This window comes from Pseudomonas sp. Leaf48 (genome assembly GCF_001421885.1).
Classification (GTDB): Bacteria; Pseudomonadota; Gammaproteobacteria; order Pseudomonadales; family Pseudomonadaceae; genus Aquipseudomonas.
The window spans coordinates 148,822-170,226 of record NZ_LMLH01000028.1 but is presented as its reverse complement, the minus strand read 5'-3'; the positions used below and the strand labels follow the sequence as shown (position 1 = coordinate 170,226).

The following is a 21,405-nucleotide window of genomic DNA, read 5'->3' as shown; positions in this document are numbered from 1 at the left end:
CACACTCCATTTCAGAATCAACCTACATCAATCAAAGAATGATCTGATTTTTCCTCCGAATCGCCTCTTCTAGCGTGTGTCCTTTCGATCCGACAAGGGCACATTTCGCATGAAGCGCTACAACATCACAGTCGGGGCTAAAACCACCGTCGGCGGCACGGTCCTCAGCGGGTGGCATCGCGGCGACATCAATGGCCAGGCCATGGCGCGTGAAGGCGATGAAGTCAAATGCCCGGAATGCGACAGCACCGGGACAATTATCTGTGTCGGCCCACGCCTGTCGGAAGATTGGGAAGGACGCAAGCCCGCGCTGGATGGCGACCTGTGCAAGTGCAAGTGCGATCCATCGCCCAAGCTGATTGCCAACCAGACCATCAGATGCCAACAGATTGAAGCCGGCACCGTTGCGCCGCCTGCCCGAGTCGCCGCGCAATCCGTCAAGCCGGTCGAAGTACCTCAACCAACCGTTGAACCGCGCACATCCGGCTACGCACCGCCGCCGAGCCCTCCTGTAACGAGCTACAGCGAGCAGCCGGGGCAGGTCTGCCAGAATCTTTGGCGCAGCTACCAGCAAAGAGCCGAAGCCATCGTGGCGCCGGGCGGCGTCCTGATCTCCGACCCAAAGGCGCGTAATCGTGCGATCAATGCGGCATACGCCCGATTGTGGCTGGAGGATCAGCGCTTCCAATGGGCGGGTCTCGCGGCGTTCGCTTCCAAGCAGGTGGGTTGCGGGTTGTTGCATGCGGCGGATTCGATCGAAAAGATAGAGGCAGAAAAGGAGGCAAAACAACGGCGGGTGGAGGCGCATAGGAGAAAGCCCGCTGGCTTGTTCGGTTGGTTCAGCAAGAGCGAAAGGCAGACCACAGCACGCGAGCTTGAGCAGGCTGAACGAGATTACGAGCAGGCCCGCAACAACAATCCGACGTGGTGGCTCGACGTGCGAAGCCCGAACCAGCCGTTGTCGCTCGTGCAGGAGCAACTCAAGTACGTGCACGACATGCTGGCGCTGGGCAATACCACGCTGTTTCTGGATGTGTTTCCGCTACATGCTTTTTATAAAGAACGTGGGTTGTGGGCGTTCAAGACATGTCTGGAGTCACGTCATAAAATTTATGGGCATGATCAATATCCGGTCCTGTGGCCGATTGAGCAGGAAAGATTGGAATTTGGCTATGACCACAAGGAAATCCTGCAAGCTTTCGAAGCCGTCGAGGCCGGCAACATTGCCGAAAGTGTTGTGCATCTGGCTTGGCACGAACAGAAGAACATCCTGCAGCCATCGATGTACAGCGATGTGCAATTGGTACGCTTGCTACGTGGCAACCATCTCTCCTACGTCACGAACTTCCCCTCCGGTGCTGCGGCAGCGGTCGAGCTGACACTGGCCAGTCAGTGCCACCCCAGCGAAGATGGTCGCACCGTTGACTTCAGCAGCGATTACTCTGCCAATCTGGCTGATATCCATCAACGCATGACCTTTGTGCTCAAGGCGGCGACGCAATTCGATGAGCTCCTACGGCGCTCTGATCGCCCACTGATCGAACAGGGGATTCTCGATATAGCCGCAGGCCGGGGCGTGCGATGAATCCGCTGCGACGCATGAAGTGGCGACGGAAGGTTTTAGCCATTGCAGTCGCGGCTCTGCTGATAATGGCGGTGATGCGAGCGCTATCGGATAAGCCGGAAATTGCGCTGGTGATCGACGAACCATGGGAAGCCATGCGCCTGCGCTCCAGCGCGGCCATCGATCCGGATTTTCCTGGGTACTCCTGGTTCAGTACTCCCAAGTCCGACGCACGCCTACATTTTATCGACGACCAACTCGGATTTTTGACCCCGCTGGCTCGTTTTTTTACGGTTAGTTTCGATCGTAATGGGTTAGTCAGAAGTCTGCGAATGTCCCCGCAAATCGAGCCGCTGTTACTCGACGTTCCACAGAGGAGCGCTATCTCATAAAACTACAAGTTGCCAGACCATGGGTAAATCCTTGACTCGCTCATCGAAAGTCTGAGGGCGGCGGGAGCCCATATCAGTCTGAGAATTTATGCGGCTCGAGCTTTTTTAATGGAGTGGATATACATGGTGCTACGCATATTTTGGCCAGTTATGTATCTAATCGGAGGTGTCTTACCTGCTTTTGGATTGGCCCTGCTAAGCTCGGTCTTTATGATGTTTGGTGAAGCCTTCGGTATTTTGATCGGCCTATTCGCATGGTCTGGGACTGTAGGGCTTGCTCTTGCGGCACTGAATAGACCTAGTGTTACAGGATATTACAGTAGGCGCTTTATATCGTTAATGTTAATAATGGGGCTGGTAGCTATCACCCCTCCGTTAGTAGGCTCACTAACCCATCCCAGCAATAAAATTTGGTTTAGCGTGGCAATGATTAGTCCAACATTACTGGCGCTTTTCTATCTGGGAGAGATGTTGCGGACATCTAGTTCTTGCGAATGACGAATTTGGCTTGTGACTGGTTCTGAATATGCCTTCGGAATACGCTGGCAAGTAAGATGTACTCAATAGGCGCTGCAAAAAATACCCCGCACTTGGCGGGGCATCTTTACTTAACGCGTTAAACGTTACAGCCCATCAAGCATCGCCTTATTACGCACAGCACCCTTGTCAGCACTGGTCGCCAGTAAAGCGTAGGCTTTCAACGCTGTGGTCACTTTGCGCGGACGCACTTCCACCGGTTTCCAGCCTTTCTTGTCTTGCTCAACGCGGCGCACAGCCAGTTCTTCGTCGCTGACCAACAGGTTGATCGAGCGGTTCGGGATGTCGATCAGTACCTTGTCGCCGTCCTGCACCAGGCCAATCGCGCCACCGGCAGCCGCTTCTGGCGAAGCGTGGCCGATGGACAGGCCCGAGGTGCCGCCGGAGAAACGGCCGTCGGTGAGCAGGGCGCAGGCTTTGCCCAGGCCTTTGGATTTCAGGTACGAAGTCGGGTAGAGCATTTCCTGCATGCCCGGGCCGCCTTTCGGGCCTTCGTAGCGGATGATGACGATGTCGCCTTCCTTCACTTCGTCAGCGAGGATGCCGCGTACGGCGCTGTCCTGGCTTTCGAAAATTTTCGCGTTGCCTTCGAACACGTGGATCGACTCGTCGACGCCGGCGGTTTTCACCACGCAGCCGTCCAGGGCGATGTTGCCGTACAGCACGGCCAGGCCGCCTTCTTGCGAGTAGGCGTGCTCGACGCTGCGGATGCAGCCGTTTTCACGGTCGTCGTCCAGGGTGTCCCAACGGGTCGACTGGCTGAATGCGGTTTGCGTCGGGATGCCAGCAGGACCGGCCTTGAAGAAGTGATGCACCGCTTCGTCGTTGGTCTGGGTGATGTCCCACTTGGCGATCGCTTCTTCCATGCTGCGGCTGTGCACGGTCGGCAGCTGGGTGTGCAGCAGGCCGCCACGGGCCAGCGAGCCGAGGATGCTGAAGATCCCGCCGGCACGGTGCACGTCTTCCATGTGGTACTTCTGGATGTTCGGCGCGACCTTGCACAGTTGCGGCACGTGACGGGACAGGCGGTCGATGTCGCGCAGGTCGAAATCGATCTCGGCTTCCTGGGCGGCGGCCAGCAGGTGCAGGATGGTGTTGGTGGAACCGCCCATGGCGATGTCCAGGGTCATGGCGTTTTCGAACGCCTGGAAGTTGGCGATGTTGCGCGGCAACACCGACTCGTCGTTCTCGCCGTAGTAACGCTTGCACAGCTCGACGATGGTGCGACCGGCCTGCAGGAACAGCTGCTCGCGGTCGCTGTGGGTGGCCAGGGTCGAACCGTTGCCCGGCAAGGCCAGGCCCAGGGCTTCTACCAGGCAGTTCATCGAGTTGGCGGTGAACATGCCGGAGCACGAACCGCAGGTCGGGCAGGCGCTGCGCTCGTACTCGGCGACTTTCTCGTCAGAAGCGCTGGAGTCGGCGGCGATCACCATGGCGTCGACCAGGTCGAGGCCGTGGGAGGCGAGTTTGGTCTTGCCGGCTTCCATCGGGCCGCCGGAAACGAAGATCACCGGGATGTTCAGGCGCAGGGACGCCATCAGCATGCCAGGGGTGATCTTGTCGCAGTTGGAAATGCAAACGATGGCGTCGGCGCAGTGGGCGTTGACCATGTACTCGACGGAGTCGGCGATGATCTCGCGGCTCGGCAGCGAATAGAGCATGCCGTCGTGGCCCATGGCGATGCCGTCATCGACAGCGATGGTGTTGAATTCCTTTGCCACACCGCCAGCGCGTTCGATTTCGCGGGCGACCAGTTGGCCCAGGTCCTTGAGGTGGACATGGCCAGGCACGAACTGGGTGAAGGAGTTGGCAATGGCGATGATCGGCTTTTTGAAGTCGTCATCTTTCATCCCCGTGGCGCGCCACAATGCGCGGGCGCCGGCCATGTTGCGGCCGTGGGTGGATGTTTTCGAGCGGTAATCAGGCATGAAGCACTCCGGGCGGCTAATCAGGTATCAAAAGGGAAGTGAGCTTCTATTGACGTCTGGAACACCCAGAAATGGCCGTGTGTCCGGAAGTTGCCGATAACTTTGCGGGATCGCCGCGCGCTTCAGCTTGAGCTCATAAACCCGCCGGGGATGACTGGCGATGAATGTGGCGATTCTACACGGCTGGCGGCGGGAGGGAATGGCTGCAAGCATTCACGAGACGTGTGGGCAAACGCAACCCTGTAGGAGCGAGCATGCTCGCGATGGACTCAAGGCCGCCGTGGGTTGTCAGGTTTCCCGCGTTATCGTTGACGACCATCGCGAGCGTGCTCGCTCCTACAGGAGACGGGGTGCGGTGATGTCAGAGCCAGGTGGCGTCCCACAGTGGGTAATCGCCGATATGGTCGACAAGCCCTGCGCGTAACGGGTTGGCGATGATGTACCGAGCAGCAGCCTTCAGGTCTTCCTCCCGGCGCAGCGCCCGGTCGAAATAACCTTTCTGCCACAGCCTCTCTGGCTGGCCTCGCTGGAGGTTGATGGCGCGAGCACTTCGGGCTTTGGTGGTTTGCATCAGTTTCGGCAAATCGCCGTTGTGCAACTCGAGCAGCCAGTGAAAGTGATCCGGCATGACGACCCAGGCAATAGAAGTGGCCTTTCCCGAGTCATGAGCCTTTCTGAATTCATGCACGAGCAGGCGCCCCATGCGCCAGTCCTTGAAGACAGGGGTTCGCTCGTGGGTAACAGCAGTGAGCAGATAGACCCGGCCCTGCTCTGAGTGCCGGCCGGAGCGCAAACGGTGGCCGTGTGGCGTGCTGGACATTCCGTTGTCCTCTTCTGTGGTTGGAAGAGAAACCTTAGACGCCACAGGTGAGGCTGTCGTAATGACAGAGAGTCAAAATGTGTCGCCAGTCGCTTTATCTGTAGGAGCGAGCATGCTCGCGATGAACCCAAGTGCACCGCGGGGCACCAGGTTTCCCGCGTTATCGTTGACGTCCATCGCGAGCGTGCTCGCTCCTACAGGTGTTGGTCTGACGATTGATTAATGCATTGAGAGCAAGTGCCGCCGAGCTGAGCAGCAGGAAAGACAGTGCCAGGGTGACTTGCAAATCTGTTCCACTCAGGTTGATCAATGCGCTGGTCAGACCACCGCAGATGAAAACCAGTGTGTTTCCGGCCGATGCCGACGTGCCGGCGTTTTCCGGGAATACCTCCATGGCTTTGGAAGTTGCGATCGGGCGGGCGATGATGGTGCCGGCAGTGCAGATGATCATCGGCGCGAGCACAGTCAGGATCGAAAGCTCCAGCAAGCTTGAGAGTACCAGCATCACCAGTCCCCCACAGAAGATCAGACCGAGACCCACGATGATTTGCGTCTTGGGGGCGATCCGGCCGGCGAGAAACCGGGCGAGAACCCCTCCGAGGATGTAAGCCGCTCCGTAGAGCAGCAGGGTCAGCGAAAACTCATAGGTCGATAGCTGCAACTGCTCCATGAAAATCAGCGGCGAGACCACGATGAAGGAAAAGTGGCAGGTGAATGCAATCGCCGCGATCAGCCAATAGCCGATGAAACCTATATCGCCGCATACCAGACGGTAAGAGCTGAGGATGCTCTGACGTGAGGTTTTGATTGCGCGCGGGTTATCCAGAAAAAAGCAAACCTTCACAAATACGGCGGCGGCCACGGCGATGAACAGCAAAAAGCTGCCGGGCCAATCCAGAATTTGTTGCAGCACGCTACCGACCAGTGGCGAGATGGAAATGAAAACCCCGCTGGCAGTGATCATCAGAATCCGCAGTCGGTCCCGCTCCTTGCCCTCGAACAGATCCTGGATCAGTGCCTGCGAAAGCACGAAGCAACCGCAGCCGATGGCCTGCACCATCCGAAATACCAGGAACCAGGTGTATTCCGTCGACAGGACACAGCCCAGCGCGCCGATGATCGAAACCATCATGCCCGTCAGCAGCAGGTTTTTACGTCCAAATGAGTCCGAAAGTGGGCCGATCACCAGTTGGGAAAGCGAGATACCGACAGCGAAAAAACTGATGGATAACGCAATGTCGGCAGGAGAGGTCCGGAAGTGTTCCGCCAGTGCGGGGAAGGAGGGCAGCAAAACATCAAGGGGGAAAACGCTTAGCAACGTCATGGCCATCAGCAGCAGGATGGCTGAAACCTTTTGCGTGGATTTATTGCTGTACTCCATCAGTCGGTCTGCTCATTCCGTGAGAGGTGGCCGAGGATTGATTTGTTGAGAGGGGGAAGTCAATGCGGGGAGGGTAGGATCATTCCCTATTCATTGTGGGACTGATCTTTTGGTGGCGAACAAACTCGCGAAGTCATCAATCCAGCCGACATCCATGTTGGCTGGCGTTTTTGCGACCAGGTCGGATCGCTGCACCGCCGCTCCCACAGGAAATTTGCATTCCAATGTGGGAGCGGCGTGCGCCTTAGCTGTTAGGCAGCAACCGGCAAGTAATGCTCTTGATGTAACGGGTTTCAGCAATCGCCGGATGCACCGGATGATCCGGGCCCTGGCCGCCGCGTTCGAGCATCTGGATGTTGCGGTCCAGGTGGCGGGCGCTGGTCAGCAGGATGTTTTGCAGGTCGTCTTCGGGCAGGTGCATCGAGCAGGATGCGCTGACCAGGATGCCGTCCTTGCTGAGCAGGCGCATGGCTTGCTCGTTCAGGCGGCGGTAGGCGCCTTCGCCGTTTTTCATGTCTTTCTTGCGTTTGATGAAGGCTGGCGGGTCGGCGACGATCACGTCGAAACGCTCTTCGCTGGCTTTCAGCTCTTTCAGGGCTTCGAAGACGTCGCCTTCGATGCAAGTCATTTTTTCGGCGAAGCCGTTCAGCGCGGCGTTGCGCTCCACGCCATCAAGGGCGAAGGAGGAGGCGTCGACGCAGAACACTTCGCTGGCGCCGAACGCGGCAGCCTGCACGCCCCAGCCGCCGATGTAGCTGTACAGGTCCAGAACGCGTTTGCCCTTGGCATACGGAGCCAGACGGGCGCGGTTCATGCGGTGGTCGTAGAACCAGCCGGTTTTCTGGCCCTGGATGACCGGGGCTTCGAATTTCACGCCGTTCTCTTCCAGCGCGACCCACTCCGGCACCAGGCCGAACACGGTTTCGACGTAGCGATTGAGGCCTTCGGCGTCGCGAGCGGCGGAATCGTTCTTGAACAGGATGCCGCTTGGCTTGAGCACTTGGGTCAGTGCTGCGATCACGTCGTCTTTATGGGCTTCCATGGTCGCCGAAGCGATCTGCACCACGAGGATGTCGCCGAAACGGTCGACCACCAGACCCGGCAGCAGGTCGGAGTCACCGTACACCAGGCGATAGAAAGGCTTGTCGAACAGGCGGTCGCGCAGGGACAAGGCGACGTTCAGGCGGTGCACCAGCAGCGACTTGTCCAGCGGCAGCTTGATGTCACGCGACAGCAGGCGCGCGCAGATCAGGTTGTTCGGGCTCATGGCAACGATGCCCAGCGACTTGCCGCCGGCAGATTCGAGAATCGCCTGATCGCCGGCCTTGAAGCCGTGCAACGGGGTGGCGGCCACGTCGATTTCGTTGCTGTAGACCCACAAGTGGCCGTTGCGCAGGCGACGGTCGGCGTTGGCTTTGAGGCGCAGGCTAGGCAGGGACATGACGTCGCTCCGGAAAAAAGAGCGGGAGTATAGCGTGTTGAAGGTGGCGGCGGGTCTGGTGTGCGATGAACGCGGGAGTTTCGGGCTTGCGGGGAGGCCGAAAAGATTGCAGCCCCGGCAATTGGCGTTTACAAGCCCGCAAACTGGGCTTCAATGAAAGTTCAGCCGAAATGCCCTCTGGTGTGTCGGATCCAACTTCATAAAGGTTAGAATCGCCTCCTGACCCAGAGTGTGCACTTATGTCCCAAGAGCTGACTTCCGAACAGATCCAACAAGCCCTGCAGGGCATCAGCGTGCCGGCCCAGCCGCAAATCATGGTGGATTTGCAGATGGAGCAGTACATGCCCGATCCGGATCTGGAAGTCATCGCCAAGCTCATTTCCCAGGACCCGGGCCTTTCCGGTTCCTTGCTGAAAATCGTCAACTCGCCGTATTACGGCCTGAGCAACAAGATTGCGTCGATCCAGCGCGCCGTGAATCTGCTGGGCAGCCGGTCGATCATCAACCTGATCAACGCGCAGTCGATCAAGGGCGAGATGAACGACGAGACCATCGTTACCCTGAACCGTTTCTGGGACACCGCCCAGGACGTGGCGATGACCTGCCTCACATTGGCCAAGCGCATCGGCATTCAGAACGGTGACGAAGCCTACGCATTGGGCTTGTTCCACGACTGCGGCGTGCCGCTGATGCTGCAGCGCTTCCCCAGCTACATGGGTGTTCTGGAGCAGGCCTATGCCAACGCCAGTGCCGAATGCCGGGTGGTGGATACCGAGAACCGTGAATTCAACACCAACCATGCGGTGGTCGGTTACTACACGGCCAAGTCCTGGCGCCTGCCGGAGCATGTGAGCACGGCGATCGCCAATCACCATAACGCCCTGGCGATTTTCAGCGATGAGTCGTCACGCAACAGCTCGTTGAAGAACCTGCTGGCGATCCTGAAGATGGCCGAGCACATCTGTGCGTCCTATCGGGTCCTGGGTAATCAGACCGAAGATCACGAGTGGAACAGCATTGCGCCTCTGGTGCTCGATTACGTGGGTCTCTCGGACTACGACTTCGAGACCCTGAAGCAAACGATTCGCGACCTCGGTACTCATCGCTGAGACTTTTCAATTCGAGAGCCTGATCGAGAGCGCCATGCCTGAACTGCCAGAAGTCGAAACCACCCGTCGCGGCATAGCGCCGCACCTGGAAGGCCAGCGTGTCACGCGGGTGATCGTGCGCGATCGGCGTCTGCGCTGGCCGATTCCCGAGGACCTCGATGTGCGCTTGTCGGGCCAGCGCATCGTGCTGGTGGAACGGCGCGCCAAATACCTGTTGATCAACGCCGAAGTCGGCACCTTGATCAGTCACTTGGGCATGTCGGGCAATTTGCGCCTGGTGGAGGCCGGGTTGCCGGCACTCAAGCATGAGCATGTGGACATCGAGCTGGAGTCGGGCCTGGCCCTGCGCTACACCGACCCAAGGCGTTTTGGTGCGATGCTCTGGAGCCTCGACCCGCTCAACCACGAGTTGCTGATTCGCCTGGGGCCGGAGCCGTTGACCGATCTGTTCGACGGCGAGCGGTTGTTCCAGCAGTCCCGTGGGCGCTCAATGGCGGTCAAGCCGTTCATCATGGACAACGCGGTGGTGGTGGGCGTCGGCAATATTTACGCGACCGAAGCGCTGTTCGCCGCGGGCATTGACCCGCGTCGCGAAGCCGGGAGCATCTCCCGGGCGCGTTACCTGAAGCTGGCGATCGAGATCAAACGCATCCTGGCCGCCGCCATCGAGCGCGGCGGTACTACCTTGCGCGATTTCATCGGCGGGGATGGCCAGCCGGGTTATTTCCAGCAGGAATTGTTTGTGTACGGCCGTGGCGGCGAACACTGCAAGGTTTGCGGCACGGGGCTGCGCGAAGTGAAGCTTGGGCAGCGTGCGAGCGTTTTTTGTCCGCGTTGTCAGAGTTGATACGCGCGGTAAACCTTTAAGAATTTGGCGCCCTGACAGGCGCCAGATGACTCAAGCCTTGCCGGTAATCTTCCGATACTTCTCCATCAACTGTTCTTCAGTTTCCGGATGGGCTTCGTCCAGCGGAATGCAATCCACCGGGCAGACCTGCTGGCACTGCGGTTCGTCGTAGTGGCCGACGCACTGGGTGCACAGGTTCGGGTCGATCACGTAGATCTCTTCGCCTTGGGAAATGGCGGCGTTCGGGCACTCGGGTTCGCAGACGTCGCAGTTGATGCAATCGTCGGTGATGATCAGGGACATGCTAACTCCAGCCGGGGCGGCAGGCCCGGGCGCAATAAATCAATGCGCGTAATTGTGCCGTATTGGTGGGCGCTATGCACGCGCACGCGACGTTCTGTAGGAGCCGGCTTGCTGGCGATGGCGGTGTATCAGGTGCACCGCGTTGTATTCATCGCCAGCAAGCCGGCTCCTACAGTCGTGTATTACTTCTTGAATCGAAGTGTAAGAGCATCCGCCACCGCAGGGTGTACGAACTTGGTGATGTCGCCGCCCAGGGCTGCGATTTCACGGACCAGCGTCGAGGAGATGAACGAGTAGCGTTCGGATGGGGTAAGAAACAGGCTTTCCACATCCGGCGCCAGCTGACGGTTCATGTTGGCCAGCTGGAACTCGTATTCGAAGTCCGACACCGCGCGCAAACCACGCAGGAACACGTTGGCATTCTGCTCTTTGGCGAAATGCGCCAGCAGCGTCGAGAAGCCGACCACTTCAACGTTGGGCAGATGCTGGGTGACCTCGCGCGCCAGTTCCACTCGTTGTTCCAGAGGAAACAGCGGGTTTTTCTTCGGGCTGGCGGCGACGGCAATGATCACGTGGTCGAACAGGCGCGAGGCGCGTTCGACCAGATCGCCATGGCCCTTGGTAATAGGGTCGAAGGTACCTGGGTACAACACTCGGTTCATCGCGTCGTCCTGGCGGGAATCCGTTGGGGAGTCGGATGGTATCGCAGCCTTCCCGGTCGGCCAAGTCGCCTGTGGGATAAGAAAGCACTATAGACGACAGGGATAATCATATTTTTCACGGATTTTTCAAGCGCTCGGCCAGGGCGGTCGCCAGTTGCGCCGTCAGTCCATAGACCGAAAGCTGCGGGTTGGCGCCAATGCTGGTGGGGAATAATGAACCGTCGTGGATCGACAGATTGCCCAGTTGATGATGGCGGCCGAGGCTGTCGGTCACGGCATGGACCGGGTCTTCACCCATGGCGCAACCGCCCATCACATGGGCGCTGCCCAAGCGGGTTCGATACAGCTCCAGGCTCAGGCCATCGATCAGCGTGCGCGCTTCGGCCAGGGTTTTCACGTAGCGGGCGTCGGCGTGCATTGGCATTACCGCCTTGGCGCCACCGGCGAACTGGATCTCGGCCATGCTGTGGAACGCCCGGCGCAATCCATCCCAGGTATAGGGCGAGAGCTGATAGTCGAGCACCGGGGTGTCATCGCTGCGCAATTCGACGCTGCCACCGGGGCTGTCCGGGTGAAAACCGTCCCGGAGCAGCGCCAGCATGGCGTGGGTGTGCGGCAGGTTCGCCATGTGCTGCGAATTTTCCTCGCCGAAGCCTCCGAGCAAGGTCGTGGCCAGCGCCGGGTGCAGTGGCGGGACTTCGAGTTTGTAGGACATCTTGCCGGCGGTGCCGTCCAGCCACTGGAAGTGGTCGGAGTAGATTGACTGCGGCGCGCCATAGAAAGGGTTGATCACCTCGTCGAACAGCGCGGCGGACATGTTCACCGGATGCAGGAACGTGCGCTTGCCCAGGCGCTTATGCGGATCAGGTGCGCCGGAGCGCAGCAGTAGCGCAGGGCTGTTGATGCCGCCGCCGGCCAGCACGTAATGCCGCGCCTTGACCGTAATGGTGCGCCCGGTTGGCGCGACACAACGTTCATCCATCGCCGAGCATTGCAGGCCGGTGACCTTGTCGCCGCTGAGAGAGAGTTTTTCCGCGCGGGCCAGGTAAAGCAGTTCGCCGCCTTTTTCCAGGGTCGCCGGAATGGTGGTGACCATCATCGACTGCTTGGCATTGGTCGGGCAGCCCATGCCGCAGTAACCGAGGTTCCAGCAACCGCGCACGTTGCGCGGGATCACATGCCAGCTGTAACCCAGGCTCTCGCAACCTTTGCGGATCACGTCGTTGTTGGGGTTGGGCGGCACCATCCACGGGGCGACGCCCAGGCGCTGCTCCATTTTCTCGAACCACGGGGCCATGTCCGCCGGGCTGTGGCCCTTGACGTTATGCTCCCTGGCCCAGTGTTCCAGGGTTGCCTCTGGAGTACGGAAGCTGGAGGTCCAGTTGATCAGCGTGGTGCCGCCCACCGCACGGCCTTGCAGGATGGTGATCGCGCCGTCTTTGCTCATGCGGCCGATGCCTTCCTGATAGAGGCTGGCGTAGGCCTGGTCTTCGAGCAGCTTGAAGTCGCTGCTGGTCTTGAGCGGGCCTTCCTCGATCAGCAGCACCTTGTAGCCGGCCGCGCTGAGAATCTCCGCAGTGGTACCGCCGCCGGCCCCGCTGCCGATGATCGCCACATCCGCTTCGAGGGTCAGGTCCCGGGTCAGTTGCGAGCCATTGTAGGTTTTCCAGCCTCGGGCCATGCCTTCGCGGAACGGATCGGGTACGGGCATCTTCTGGTTCTCTTTTTATTATGGTTCAAGTGCTGTGGTGATACGACCGACGTCTTCGCGAAGGGGGCGACCCGGTTTCAAACTGTGGGAGGCCCGGGATACCCGCAATGCGCCCATGACTCCTTGCGCCCATACCAGGCCATCATCACCAGTTGCAGCAATGAGCTGTGGCCCATGCGCAGCAGGCTCAACGAGCTGTTTTCCCAGCGATCCAGAAACTGGCGGATATCGTTGGCACTGGCGTTTTCCCAACTGCCCCAGATCCCGGTCAGCGGACCGCGGGTCACGGCCATGCCCAGCACGTCGAAGAGCTGCCGGGTCAACTTGAGCATTTCCGGTGACAGGTGATCGAGGTTGTAATCCAGGCTTTTCAGGGTGCCTTCGACGGCGTCGGGCATGCGTTCGCTGCTTACGGCGCCGGTGAGCATTACCGGGATCAAGGCGCGCAGGAAAGCTAAATCGCCGGTGCGCAGGGAGGCAAAACCGTTGGCCGGGACGCTGGACGAGCAGCCGCTGAGGCTGGCGCCCAGTCCGGCAGTGGCGAGAAAGGCGCTGGCGCCGAGGCTGAATTTGAGCAGGCCGCGCCGTGACAGCGCGGGTGTATCGGACAGGCTGGGGCTCATTATTGTTATTACCCGAGGGTGGTGATCTTTAGCGGATGAACAGCTTCTGGATCAGTTTCTGAATGGACTTGCCGTACGGTGGATAAATCAGCTTCGACGCATTGAAGCGCTGCTTGATCAGTACACCCTTGGCCTTGCTGAACGTCAGGAACCCTTCGTGACCGTGGTAATGGCCCATGCCGGAGGCTCCGATGCCGCCGAACGGCATGTCGTCCTGGGCGACGTGCAGCAGGGTGTCGTTCAGGCATACGCCGCCGGAATGGGTTTCGTGCAGCACGCGATCCTGCTCGCGCTTGTCGTAGCCGAAGTAATAGAGCGCCAGCGGGCGAGGGCGCTGGTTGATGTAGGCAAATGCCTGATCCAGATCCTTGTACGGCACGATCGGCAGCAGCGGGCCGAAGATTTCGTCCTGCATGACCGTCATGTCATCAGTGACGTTGAGCAATACGCTATGGCTCATGCGCCGGCCCTGGCCTTGTTCGAACAGCGGGATCAGCAATGCGCCCTTGCTGGTGGCGTCGCTGACATAGCCATTGAGGCGGGTCAGTTGTCGGTCATTGATGATCGCGGTGTAGTCCGGGTTGTCAGTCAGTGTCGGATAAAACCCGCGAACGGCCGAGCGATAGGCTTCAACGAATGCACCCACACGATCTTCCGGCACCAGCACGTAGTCCGGGGCTACGCAGGTCTGTCCGGCATTCAGAGTTTTGCCGAAGGCGATGCGCTCTGCGGCGTCCTTGAGTGGCACATCGCGGGAGACGATGGCCGGGGATTTGCCCCCGAGTTCCAGGGTCACCGGTGTCAGGTTCTCGGCGGCGGCGCGCATCACGTGTTTGCCGATGCTGGTGGCGCCGGTGAATAGCAGGTGATCGAAGGGCAGTCGCGAGAACGCCACACCCATATCCGCCTCGCCAAGGACGACACAGACCAGGTCTTCCGGAAAGATCCGCGCCAGCAGTTGCTTCATCAGCAGGCCAGTGGCGGGCGTCGATTCGCTGAGCTTGAGCATCACCCGGTTGCCTGCCGACAGGGCACCGACCAACGGCCCGACGGCCAGGTACAGCGGGTAGTTCCATGGCACGATCACCCCGACTACGCCGAGGGGTTGATAAACCACTTTCGCCGACGCCGGCTGGAAGGCAGCACCGACCTTGCGCCGTGAAGCGCGCATCCAGCCCTTGAGGTTCCGGCTGGCGTAATGGATGCCGTGCAGGCTGGGCATCAGTTCGGCGAGCAGGGTTTCATCGGCGCTGCGATGGCTGAAGTCCTGGCTGATCGCGTCGATCAGGGCCTGGCGTTCATCGTTCAATAAATCCTTCAACGCCTTGAGCCATTGCTGGCGCTGCGCGGCGGGTGGCATCGGATTGGCGGCGTAGGCGGCGCGCTGAGCATCGAACAGTGCCTGCAGCTCTATCAGCGGCTGCTGCAGGTTTTGCAGGTAGGAGATATCAGCGGTCATCGTCGGCTCCGGATTTATTGTAATGAGGCCTTTTTAGAGTCTATGCTCTAGAATGTCAAATGGCATCCTGGTTCAGCTTTCTTTTATCCATTCGCCGTTAGGTCGTAAGATGCCCGTCAACGCACTCTGAATTAAAGCTCAAGCCATGGCCCCAAGGATCAAAACCAGCGAGCGCATCGTGCAGAACAGCCTGGAGCTGTTCAATCAGCAGGGCGAGCGCAGCATCAGCACCAACCACATTGCTGCCCACATGGAAATTTCCCCGGGCAACCTGTACTACCACTTCCCTAACAAGCAGGCGATCATCGCCGTACTGTTCAGTGAGTACGAAAGCCTCGTGGACAGTTTCCTGCGCCCGCCCCAGGGCCGTGCCGCCACGGTGGAAGACAAACGTTTCTATCTCAAGGAATTGCTGTCGGCGATGTGGCGCTACCGATTCCTGCATCGCGACCTCGAACACTTGCTCGACAGTGACCAGGACCTGGCGGATCGCTACCGGCGTTTCTCCCAGCGCTGTCTGATCCAGGGCGCGGCCATCTACGAAGGGTTTGTCGCCGCCGGCATTCTCAAGATGGATCGTGTGCAGATCGAATCCCTGACGCTCAATGCCTGGATCATCCTCACCTCCTGGGTGCGATTTCTGTGCACGACCCGGGAGAACTCCAGTCATTTGAGTGAGCAGGCGATCAAGCGCGGGGTCTATCAGGTGCTGGTGCTGGAAGCCGGGTTTGTCACGGATCAGTCGCGCGCTGACGTCAACGCATTGTTCGAAGAGTTTTACGTGCCGCTGGCCCAGGCCCTTGAAGAATTGTGAGTGAGCTGGGGTGAATTGACCGGTTTGAGCTGGAAAGTGCAGTAGGATCGAGATTCCACAGACACCACAGGAGCAAGTCATGCCCATTGCGCAACTGATCAGCCCGCAGGCACTGGACCTGAAAAAGGACCAGCAGGGGTTGGTGATTCTGGATTGTCGTTTTGCCCTTGAAGACCCGGATTATGGCCAGCGCAGCTATGCCGAAGGACACATCGCCGGGGCGAGTTTTGCCGATCTTGAGCGCGATCTCAGTGGTGCAGTGGTCAAGGGCGTGACCGGGCGTCATCCGTTGCCTGAACCGGCGCAATTGATCGAGCGTCTGCAAACCTTTGGGATCGACGCCGACAGTGAAGTGGTCTTGTACGATGACGGTCCGGGTGCCTTTGCGGCGCGGGCCTGGTGGTTATTGGCATGGCTGGGCAAGCGTGATGGCGTGTTCATCCTCGATGGCGGGCTCAAGGCTTGGCATGCGGCGGGTTTGCCGCTGAGCCTGGATGCGCCGTCGCACACTCGCGGCAGCTTTACCGGCAGTCCCGATGCTTCGTTGCTGCTCAGCGCAGAGCAACTGCAAAAACGCCTCGCCAAGCCACAACTGACCTTGCTCGATGCCCGCGCCTTGCCGCGCTTCAAGGGCGAAGTGGAACCGATCGACCCGATTGCCGGACACATACCCGGTGCGCAGTGTGCGGCGTTTACCGACAACCTGGGCACTGACGGGCGTTTCCTGGCAGCCGACCAACTCAAGCACCGCTTCGCCGCGAAACTGGGCGATCGCTCGCCGACCGAACTGGTGGCGTACTGCGGGTCGGGCGTGACGGCTTGTCATAACCTGTTTGCGTTGTGCCTGGCAGGTTATCCGCTGGCCTCGTTGTATGCCGGGTCGTGGAGTGAGTGGATCAATGAACCGTCTCGCGGCATCGCCACTGGCGAGTAGTCGCCACAATCCCCTGTAGGAGCGTAATGCTGTTCACTTGAGTTGGGTCACACACTTGTGGCGAGGGGGCTTGCCCCCGTTGGGCTGCGGATTGACACTCCATCGCGAGCAGGGGGACGGGTGTCTGCGGGATTTCATCAGGCACTTGCCCTGACGGCGGCCAGCCACTGTGGGATGCGCCGCTCCAGGTAGTAACCGGGTTGCCTGATCGAACCGTCGACGAATCCGACATGCCCGCCCTTGGCCTGCAGTTCGAGGTGCGTGCAGGCGGCCAGTTCATCGGCCTGCGGCAGGCTGTGGGGGAAGACGAAGGGGTCGTCTGCGGCCTGAATGATCAAAGTTGGTGTGCGAATTTCCCCCAGGAAGTAGCGGCTAGACGCGCGGCGATAATAATCCTCGGCATCGATGAAGCCATGCAGCGGTGCGGTGACGCGGCCATCGAAATCCCAGAAGGTGCGCATGTTCTCCAGCGAGCCGAGGGCCGCCAGCGCTGCCAGGCCATCCTCGCGTCCGTCGTGCTGGAACTGTCGCTGCTTGTTCTTGATGTAAGCGACCATCTCGCGCATGAAGTGCGCCTGGTAGACCCTGGAGAAACCCTGGCCGATGCGGTCGGCGCACTGGTCCAGGCGAAAAGGTACTGACACCGCGACAGCACCCATCACGCCACTGTCACTGCCGGTCTCACCCAGGTGCTTGAGCAGGACGTTGCCACCGAGCGAATAGCCGACCGCGTACAACGGCGCTAGGGGGCGTTTGGCTTTCAGGTGCCTGATGGTTTCCCCCAGGTCGTCACTGGCGCCGGAGTGGTAGCTGCGCGGCAACAGGTTGGGTTCGCCAGAGCAGCCGCGCCAGTTCAGCGCAACACTGGCCCAGCCCTGATCGCCCAGCGCTTTTTGCAGCCCCGCCACATAAGGTGAATTCGATGAGCCGGTGAGGCCGTGCAGCACCAGCACCAGGGGGGCGTCGGCGCTATGCGGGCCATGCCAGTCCAGGTCGAGGAAGTCGCCATCCTCAAGCCATAAACGTTCACGCTCGCGTTCGATGTGCGTGGTTTTGCGCCACAGCGGACCCCACAGGGTTTGCAAGTGCGGGTTGCCGAGGCCGAGGGCAGGGGTGAAGCGTACAGGCAGATGAGGCACGATCATTCTCGAGGCAGCGGTGCGCAACGCGTACGCACCTTTTTCAGGCCGGTCAATTAACCGGCGATCTCTGCCATACGTTGCCACAACGAGTAGTACACGCGCCCGGATTTCTGCTCGCGATGCAGGCGCCAGTTGCCCGGCAGGCCCAGAGTCGACGGTGCGGATTCGCTTTCGGTGTACACCCACGCTTCCTCGGCCAGCCACTGGCGCTCTTCGAGCAGGGCGCAAACGGCGGGCAACAGGTTCTGGTTGAACGGTGGGTCGAGGAACACCAGGTCGTAAGCCGTTGCTGTCTGGGTTTCCAGGTAGCGCAGGGCATCGGCGGTCTGCACCTGGCCGTTGGTGCAGCGCAGGGTGCCCAGGTGCTCCTTCAGGCTGGATACCGCGATATTACTGGCGTCCAGCGCCTGGCCCATGGCTGCGCCACGGGACAGTGCTTCGAGGAACAGCGCGCCGCTGCCGGTAAACGGGTCAAGGACCTTGGCCCCCGGTACATAAGGCGCGAGCCAGTTGAACAGGGTTTCACGCACCCGGTCCGGCGTCGGGCGCAGGCCCGGAGCGTCGGGAAAACTCAGTTTGCGGCTGCGCCATTCGCCGCCGATGATGCGCAGTTGATTCACGCCGTTATGGACGTTTTTGGCGGGTTTTTTTGGACTGGCCATTAATGCTCCGGAACCCCGAGCGGCTGCTCGGAAGGTTTATCAGTAGGGGCCGGTAACGGCTTTTGCGGCACGGTCGGGCCAGCGCTGACGATGACCATTTTATCCGTGCTCAGGTGTTTGTTCAGTGCGGCTTTGACTTGCTCGACGGTCAGGCTCTGGGACTGCTGCATGAAGTCCTCGAGATGGCTCAACGGCAGATTGTAGAAGCCGATGGCGCCGAGCTGGCCGACGATATCGGCGTTGCTGGCTGTGGACAGCGGGAAGCTGCCGGCCAGTTCGCGCTTGGCGTCGTCGAGCTCTTTTTCGGTCGGGCCGGTTTTAAGGTATTCGGCGAGTACATCCTGCACCAGTTTCAGGGTGCCCTCGCTCATTTCGGCGCGGGTTTGCAGGTTGATCATGAACGGGCCGCGCGCCTGCATCGGAGTGAAACCCGAGTACACGCCGTAGGTGAGGCCACGTTTTTCACGTACTTCGCTCATCAGGCGGGTGCCGAAGCCGCCGCCACCGAGGATCTGGTTGCCCATGGACAACGCTGCGTAGTCCGGGTCGTCCCGGTCGATGCCCAGTTGCGAGAGCATCAGGGTGGTCTGCTTGGACGGGAACTCAATGTGGCCAATGCTGGCCTTGGGTTCGCTCGGTTGTGCAATCTTCGGCAGGGCCGCGCCTTTGGGCAGTGCGGTGGAAACCTGGGCTGCAATCGCTTCGGCTTCTGCGCGGGACAGGTCGCCGACCAGCGCGATCACCACGTTGCCCGCGGCATAGGCTTTGGCGTGGAATGCCTGCATCTGAGCCACGGTGATCGCCGGTACGGTTTTCGCCGTGCCATCGCTGGCGTGGGCGTACGGGTGGTCGCCGTACAGGCGGCTCATCAGTTCCAGGCTGGCCAGTTTTCCGGGGTTCTGCTTCTGGTACTCGAAACCGGCGAGCATCTGGTTCTTGATCCGCGCAAACGAATCGGCGGGGAAGGTCGGCTTGCCGACGACTTCGGCGAACAGCTTCAGGGCCGGCTCGCGTTTGTCCGTGGCGCTGAGGCTGCGCAGGGACGCGACGGCCATGTCCTTGAAAGCGCCGTTGCCGAAGTCGGCACCCAGGCCTTCGAAGCCCTGTGCGATGGCACCAACGTCCTTGCCGGCCACGCCTTCGTTGAGCATGGCGTTGGTCAGCAGCGCCAGACCCGGTGCGTCACCGTCCTGGCTGCTGCCGGCGGCGAAGATCAGGCGCATGTCGAACATCGGCAGCTCACGGGCTTCGACAAACAGCACCTTGGCACCTTCGGCGGTGTTCCAGGTTTGCACGTCCAGCTTGCGATGCTCCGGCGCCTTGCCGTTGAGCTCGGCCAAAGATTGCAGTTTCTGGCTGGCCTTGGCCTTGTCGAGCGCCTCGCTGGCGTTGGTGTCGCCGGAACGCAACAAGTAGAACGCGGCGGAGCCGATCAGGGCGATGGCGATCAGGCCGATCAGGGTCAGACGGGTTTTTTTATGCTCACTCATGAGTCGTCTCCAGTGGCAGTACATGGGCGACGCTGAGACGTTCGCGGGTGAAATACAGCTTGGCGGCTTTCTGGATATCTTCCGGAGTTACGCTTTCCAGATCGGCCAGTTCGGTGTCCATCAATTGCCACGACAGGCCGACAGTTTCCAGTTGGCCGATGGCAGTGGCCTGGCTGGTGATCGAGTCACGCTCGTAGACCAGGCCCGCGATGACCTGGGCACGCACGCGCTCCAGCTCTTCAGCTGATGGCGCCGTGGTTTTCAGCTGTTCGAGCAGTTTCCACAAACCGGCTTCCACCTGGGCGACGGTTTTGTGTTTCTGGGTGTTTGGCGTTGCCGACAGGGTAAACAGGCTGTCGCCACGGGTGTAGGCGTCGTAACTCGACGAACCGCCGGACACCAGCTCCTCGCCGCGTTCAAGCTGGGTCGGAATGCGTCCGCTGTAGCCGCCGTCGAGCAGGGCCGAGATCAGGCGCAGGGCATTGACCAGGCGCTTGTCTTCGGCGGTGGCAATGCTGGGCACGTTGAAGGCCAGCATCAGGCTGGGCAGTTGGGTCTGCACATGCAGGGTGATCTGGCGCTCCCCCGGCTCGGCCAGTTCCAGCGGTTTTTTCGCTGCCGGCACATCGCGCTTGGCGATAGGGCCGAAATAACGCAGGGCCAGGGTTTTGACTTCGTCCGCAGTGACGTCGCCGACGACTACCAGCGTGGCGTTGTTCGGCACGTACCAGGTCTGGTACCAGTGGCGCAGCTCTTCGACTTTCATCCGTTCCAGGTCAGCCATCCAGCCGATTGTCGGGGTGTGATAGCCGCTGGCCGGGTAGGCCATGGCCTTGAAGCGTTCGTAGGCCTTGGACATCGGCTTGTCGTCGGTGCGCAGGCGCCGTTCTTCCTTGATGACCTCGATCTCGCGGCTGAACTCGTCGGCGGGCAGGCGCAGGCTGGCCATGCGGTCGGCTTCCAGTTCGAAAGCGACGCCCAGGCGATCCTTGGCCAGCACCTGGTAGTAGGCGGTGAAGTCATCGCTGGTGAACGCGTTCTCTTCGGCGCCCAGGTCGCGCAGGATCAGCGAAGCCTCACCCGGGCCTACCTTGTCGCTGCCCTTGAACATCATGTGTTCCAGGGCGTGGGACAGGCCTGTGTTACCAGGCGTTTCGTAGCTGGAGCCGACCTTGTACCAGACCTGGGAAACCACCACCGGTGCGCGATGGTCTTCGCGCACGACAACTTTCAGCCCGTTGTCCAAGGTGAATTCGTGGGTGGGTTGCGGGTCGGCAGCCAGGGCCGAAAGGGGCAGGCAAACTGTGCTGAGCAGCAGGCCTGCGGCGCGGCGGGCTAGAGCATTCATTCGTTTTTAAACCTTTGGGGCTGCCCGCTTGGTCTTAGCGTCAGCGGGCGAGAGGGTGCTAGGATACTGATCCGTTTTACTGGCGGCCACGCCTATCAGGCCTCGAAGCTTGATCAGGTTGTATGGGTTTGCGGCGGAAGGCTATGGTTTATCAGCTAAACTGTGCTTTTTCGCCGATTTTGCCGCTTCAGTCCTTCGTGAATCGTTTTTTGTAAGGTGCCATTTGCACCTCGACAAA

The 21,405-nt window shown here is 60.1% G+C and carries 19 protein-coding genes; 6 read left to right on the top strand and 13 right to left on the bottom strand.

Going from position 1 to position 21,405, the window contains the following annotated elements; genetic code table 11:
* Positions 1-109: 109 nt before the first annotated feature.
* Positions 110-1,585, top strand: coding sequence for a PAAR domain-containing protein (locus ASE98_RS27285; RefSeq protein WP_082457570.1), 1,476 nt, complete (start codon positions 110-112; stop codon positions 1,583-1,585).
* On the top strand, positions 1,582-1,956 hold the full coding sequence (locus ASE98_RS16700; protein WP_156465519.1) for a hypothetical protein: 375 nt from the start codon (positions 1,582-1,584) through the stop codon (positions 1,954-1,956). The genes ASE98_RS27285 and ASE98_RS16700 overlap by 4 nt, the downstream gene beginning before the upstream one ends.
* A gap of 623 nt (positions 1,957-2,579) precedes the next feature.
* On the opposite strand, the gene ilvD is transcribed toward ASE98_RS16700, so the two are convergent.
* The 4 genes from ilvD to ASE98_RS16680 all read right to left on the bottom strand — a co-directional run bounded on the left by ilvD (position 2,580) and on the right by ASE98_RS16680 (position 8,063).
* Positions 2,580-4,421: a dihydroxy-acid dehydratase gene (gene ilvD, locus ASE98_RS16695; RefSeq protein ID WP_060542442.1), complete on the bottom strand. Its 1,842-nt coding sequence runs from the start codon at positions 4,419-4,421 to the stop codon at positions 2,580-2,582.
* Positions 4,422-4,782: 361 nt separating this feature from the next.
* The gene (locus tag ASE98_RS16690) at positions 4,783-5,241 is read right to left on the bottom strand and encodes an REP-associated tyrosine transposase (protein WP_060542441.1); all 459 of its coding nucleotides are present in this window, start codon (positions 5,239-5,241) and stop codon (positions 4,783-4,785) included.
* A gap of 160 nt (positions 5,242-5,401) precedes the next feature.
* Positions 5,402-6,622 (bottom strand): multidrug effflux MFS transporter, encoded by a 1,221-nt coding sequence (locus ASE98_RS16685; RefSeq protein WP_060542440.1) that lies wholly within the window; start codon positions 6,620-6,622, stop codon positions 5,402-5,404.
* A gap of 244 nt (positions 6,623-6,866) precedes the next feature.
* Positions 6,867-8,063 carry a class I SAM-dependent rRNA methyltransferase gene (locus tag ASE98_RS16680; RefSeq protein WP_060542439.1) on the bottom strand — a complete coding sequence of 399 codons (1,197 nt, stop codon included), beginning with the start codon at positions 8,061-8,063 and terminating at the stop codon, positions 6,867-6,869.
* A gap of 293 nt (positions 8,064-8,356) precedes the next feature.
* Here ASE98_RS16680 and ASE98_RS16675 point away from each other — a divergent pair, with 293 nt between their 5' ends.
* Complete coding sequence (locus tag ASE98_RS16675; protein ID WP_162237405.1) at positions 8,357-9,172, top strand: HDOD domain-containing protein; 816 nt, start codon at positions 8,357-8,359, stop codon at positions 9,170-9,172.
* Positions 9,173-9,206: 34 nt separating this feature from the next.
* A complete protein-coding gene (gene mutM, locus ASE98_RS16670; protein WP_060542437.1) occupies positions 9,207-10,019 on the top strand; it encodes a bifunctional DNA-formamidopyrimidine glycosylase/DNA-(apurinic or apyrimidinic site) lyase in 813 nt (270 codons plus the stop codon).
* A gap of 51 nt (positions 10,020-10,070) precedes the next feature.
* Here mutM and ASE98_RS16665 read toward each other — a convergent pair whose 3' ends face one another.
* From ASE98_RS16665 to ASE98_RS16645, 5 genes are all read right to left on the bottom strand, one after another.
* Positions 10,071-10,322, bottom strand: coding sequence for a YfhL family 4Fe-4S dicluster ferredoxin (locus ASE98_RS16665; protein ID WP_003195146.1), 252 nt, complete (start codon positions 10,320-10,322; stop codon positions 10,071-10,073).
* A 182-nt stretch (positions 10,323-10,504) separates the two neighbouring features.
* Positions 10,505-10,984, bottom strand: coding sequence for a pantetheine-phosphate adenylyltransferase (gene coaD, locus ASE98_RS16660; protein WP_060542436.1), 480 nt, complete (start codon positions 10,982-10,984; stop codon positions 10,505-10,507).
* Positions 10,985-11,099: 115 nt separating this feature from the next.
* Positions 11,100-12,695: a GMC family oxidoreductase gene (locus ASE98_RS16655; protein ID WP_060542435.1), complete on the bottom strand. Its 1,596-nt coding sequence runs from the start codon at positions 12,693-12,695 to the stop codon at positions 11,100-11,102.
* A gap of 77 nt (positions 12,696-12,772) precedes the next feature.
* Positions 12,773-13,318 (bottom strand): hypothetical protein, encoded by a 546-nt coding sequence (locus tag ASE98_RS16650; protein ID WP_060542434.1) that lies wholly within the window; start codon positions 13,316-13,318, stop codon positions 12,773-12,775.
* A gap of 28 nt (positions 13,319-13,346) precedes the next feature.
* Complete coding sequence (locus tag ASE98_RS16645; RefSeq protein WP_060542433.1) at positions 13,347-14,777, bottom strand: coniferyl aldehyde dehydrogenase; 1,431 nt, start codon at positions 14,775-14,777, stop codon at positions 13,347-13,349.
* A 145-nt stretch (positions 14,778-14,922) separates the two neighbouring features.
* Between ASE98_RS16645 and ASE98_RS16640 the strand changes: the two genes are divergently transcribed.
* Both ASE98_RS16640 and ASE98_RS16635 read left to right on the top strand, forming a co-directional pair.
* Positions 14,923-15,591 (top strand): TetR/AcrR family transcriptional regulator, encoded by a 669-nt coding sequence (locus ASE98_RS16640; RefSeq protein ID WP_060542432.1) that lies wholly within the window; start codon positions 14,923-14,925, stop codon positions 15,589-15,591.
* 79 nt (positions 15,592-15,670) lie between these two features.
* Positions 15,671-16,525, top strand: coding sequence for a sulfurtransferase (locus tag ASE98_RS16635; RefSeq protein ID WP_060542431.1), 855 nt, complete (start codon positions 15,671-15,673; stop codon positions 16,523-16,525).
* A 137-nt stretch (positions 16,526-16,662) separates the two neighbouring features.
* Here the strand turns inward: ASE98_RS16635 and ASE98_RS16630 are convergent, their stop codons facing one another.
* The 4 genes from ASE98_RS16630 to ASE98_RS16615 are packed head-to-tail and all read right to left on the bottom strand — an operon-like array spanning position 16,663 to position 21,167.
* Entirely contained in the window at positions 16,663-17,670 is a 1,008-nt protein-coding gene (locus tag ASE98_RS16630) for a hydrolase (protein ID WP_060542430.1), read from the bottom strand.
* A 50-nt stretch (positions 17,671-17,720) separates the two neighbouring features.
* Complete coding sequence (gene rsmD / locus ASE98_RS16625; protein WP_060542429.1) at positions 17,721-18,329, bottom strand: 16S rRNA (guanine(966)-N(2))-methyltransferase RsmD; 609 nt, start codon at positions 18,327-18,329, stop codon at positions 17,721-17,723.
* Positions 18,329-19,819, bottom strand: coding sequence for a M16 family metallopeptidase (locus ASE98_RS16620; protein ID WP_060542428.1), 1,491 nt, complete (start codon positions 19,817-19,819; stop codon positions 18,329-18,331). Before ASE98_RS16620 ends, rsmD begins: the two co-directional genes overlap by 1 nt.
* A complete protein-coding gene (locus tag ASE98_RS16615; RefSeq protein ID WP_060542427.1) occupies positions 19,812-21,167 on the bottom strand; it encodes a M16 family metallopeptidase in 1,356 nt (451 codons plus the stop codon). Before ASE98_RS16615 ends, ASE98_RS16620 begins: the two co-directional genes overlap by 8 nt.
* Positions 21,168-21,405 lie beyond the last annotated feature (238 nt).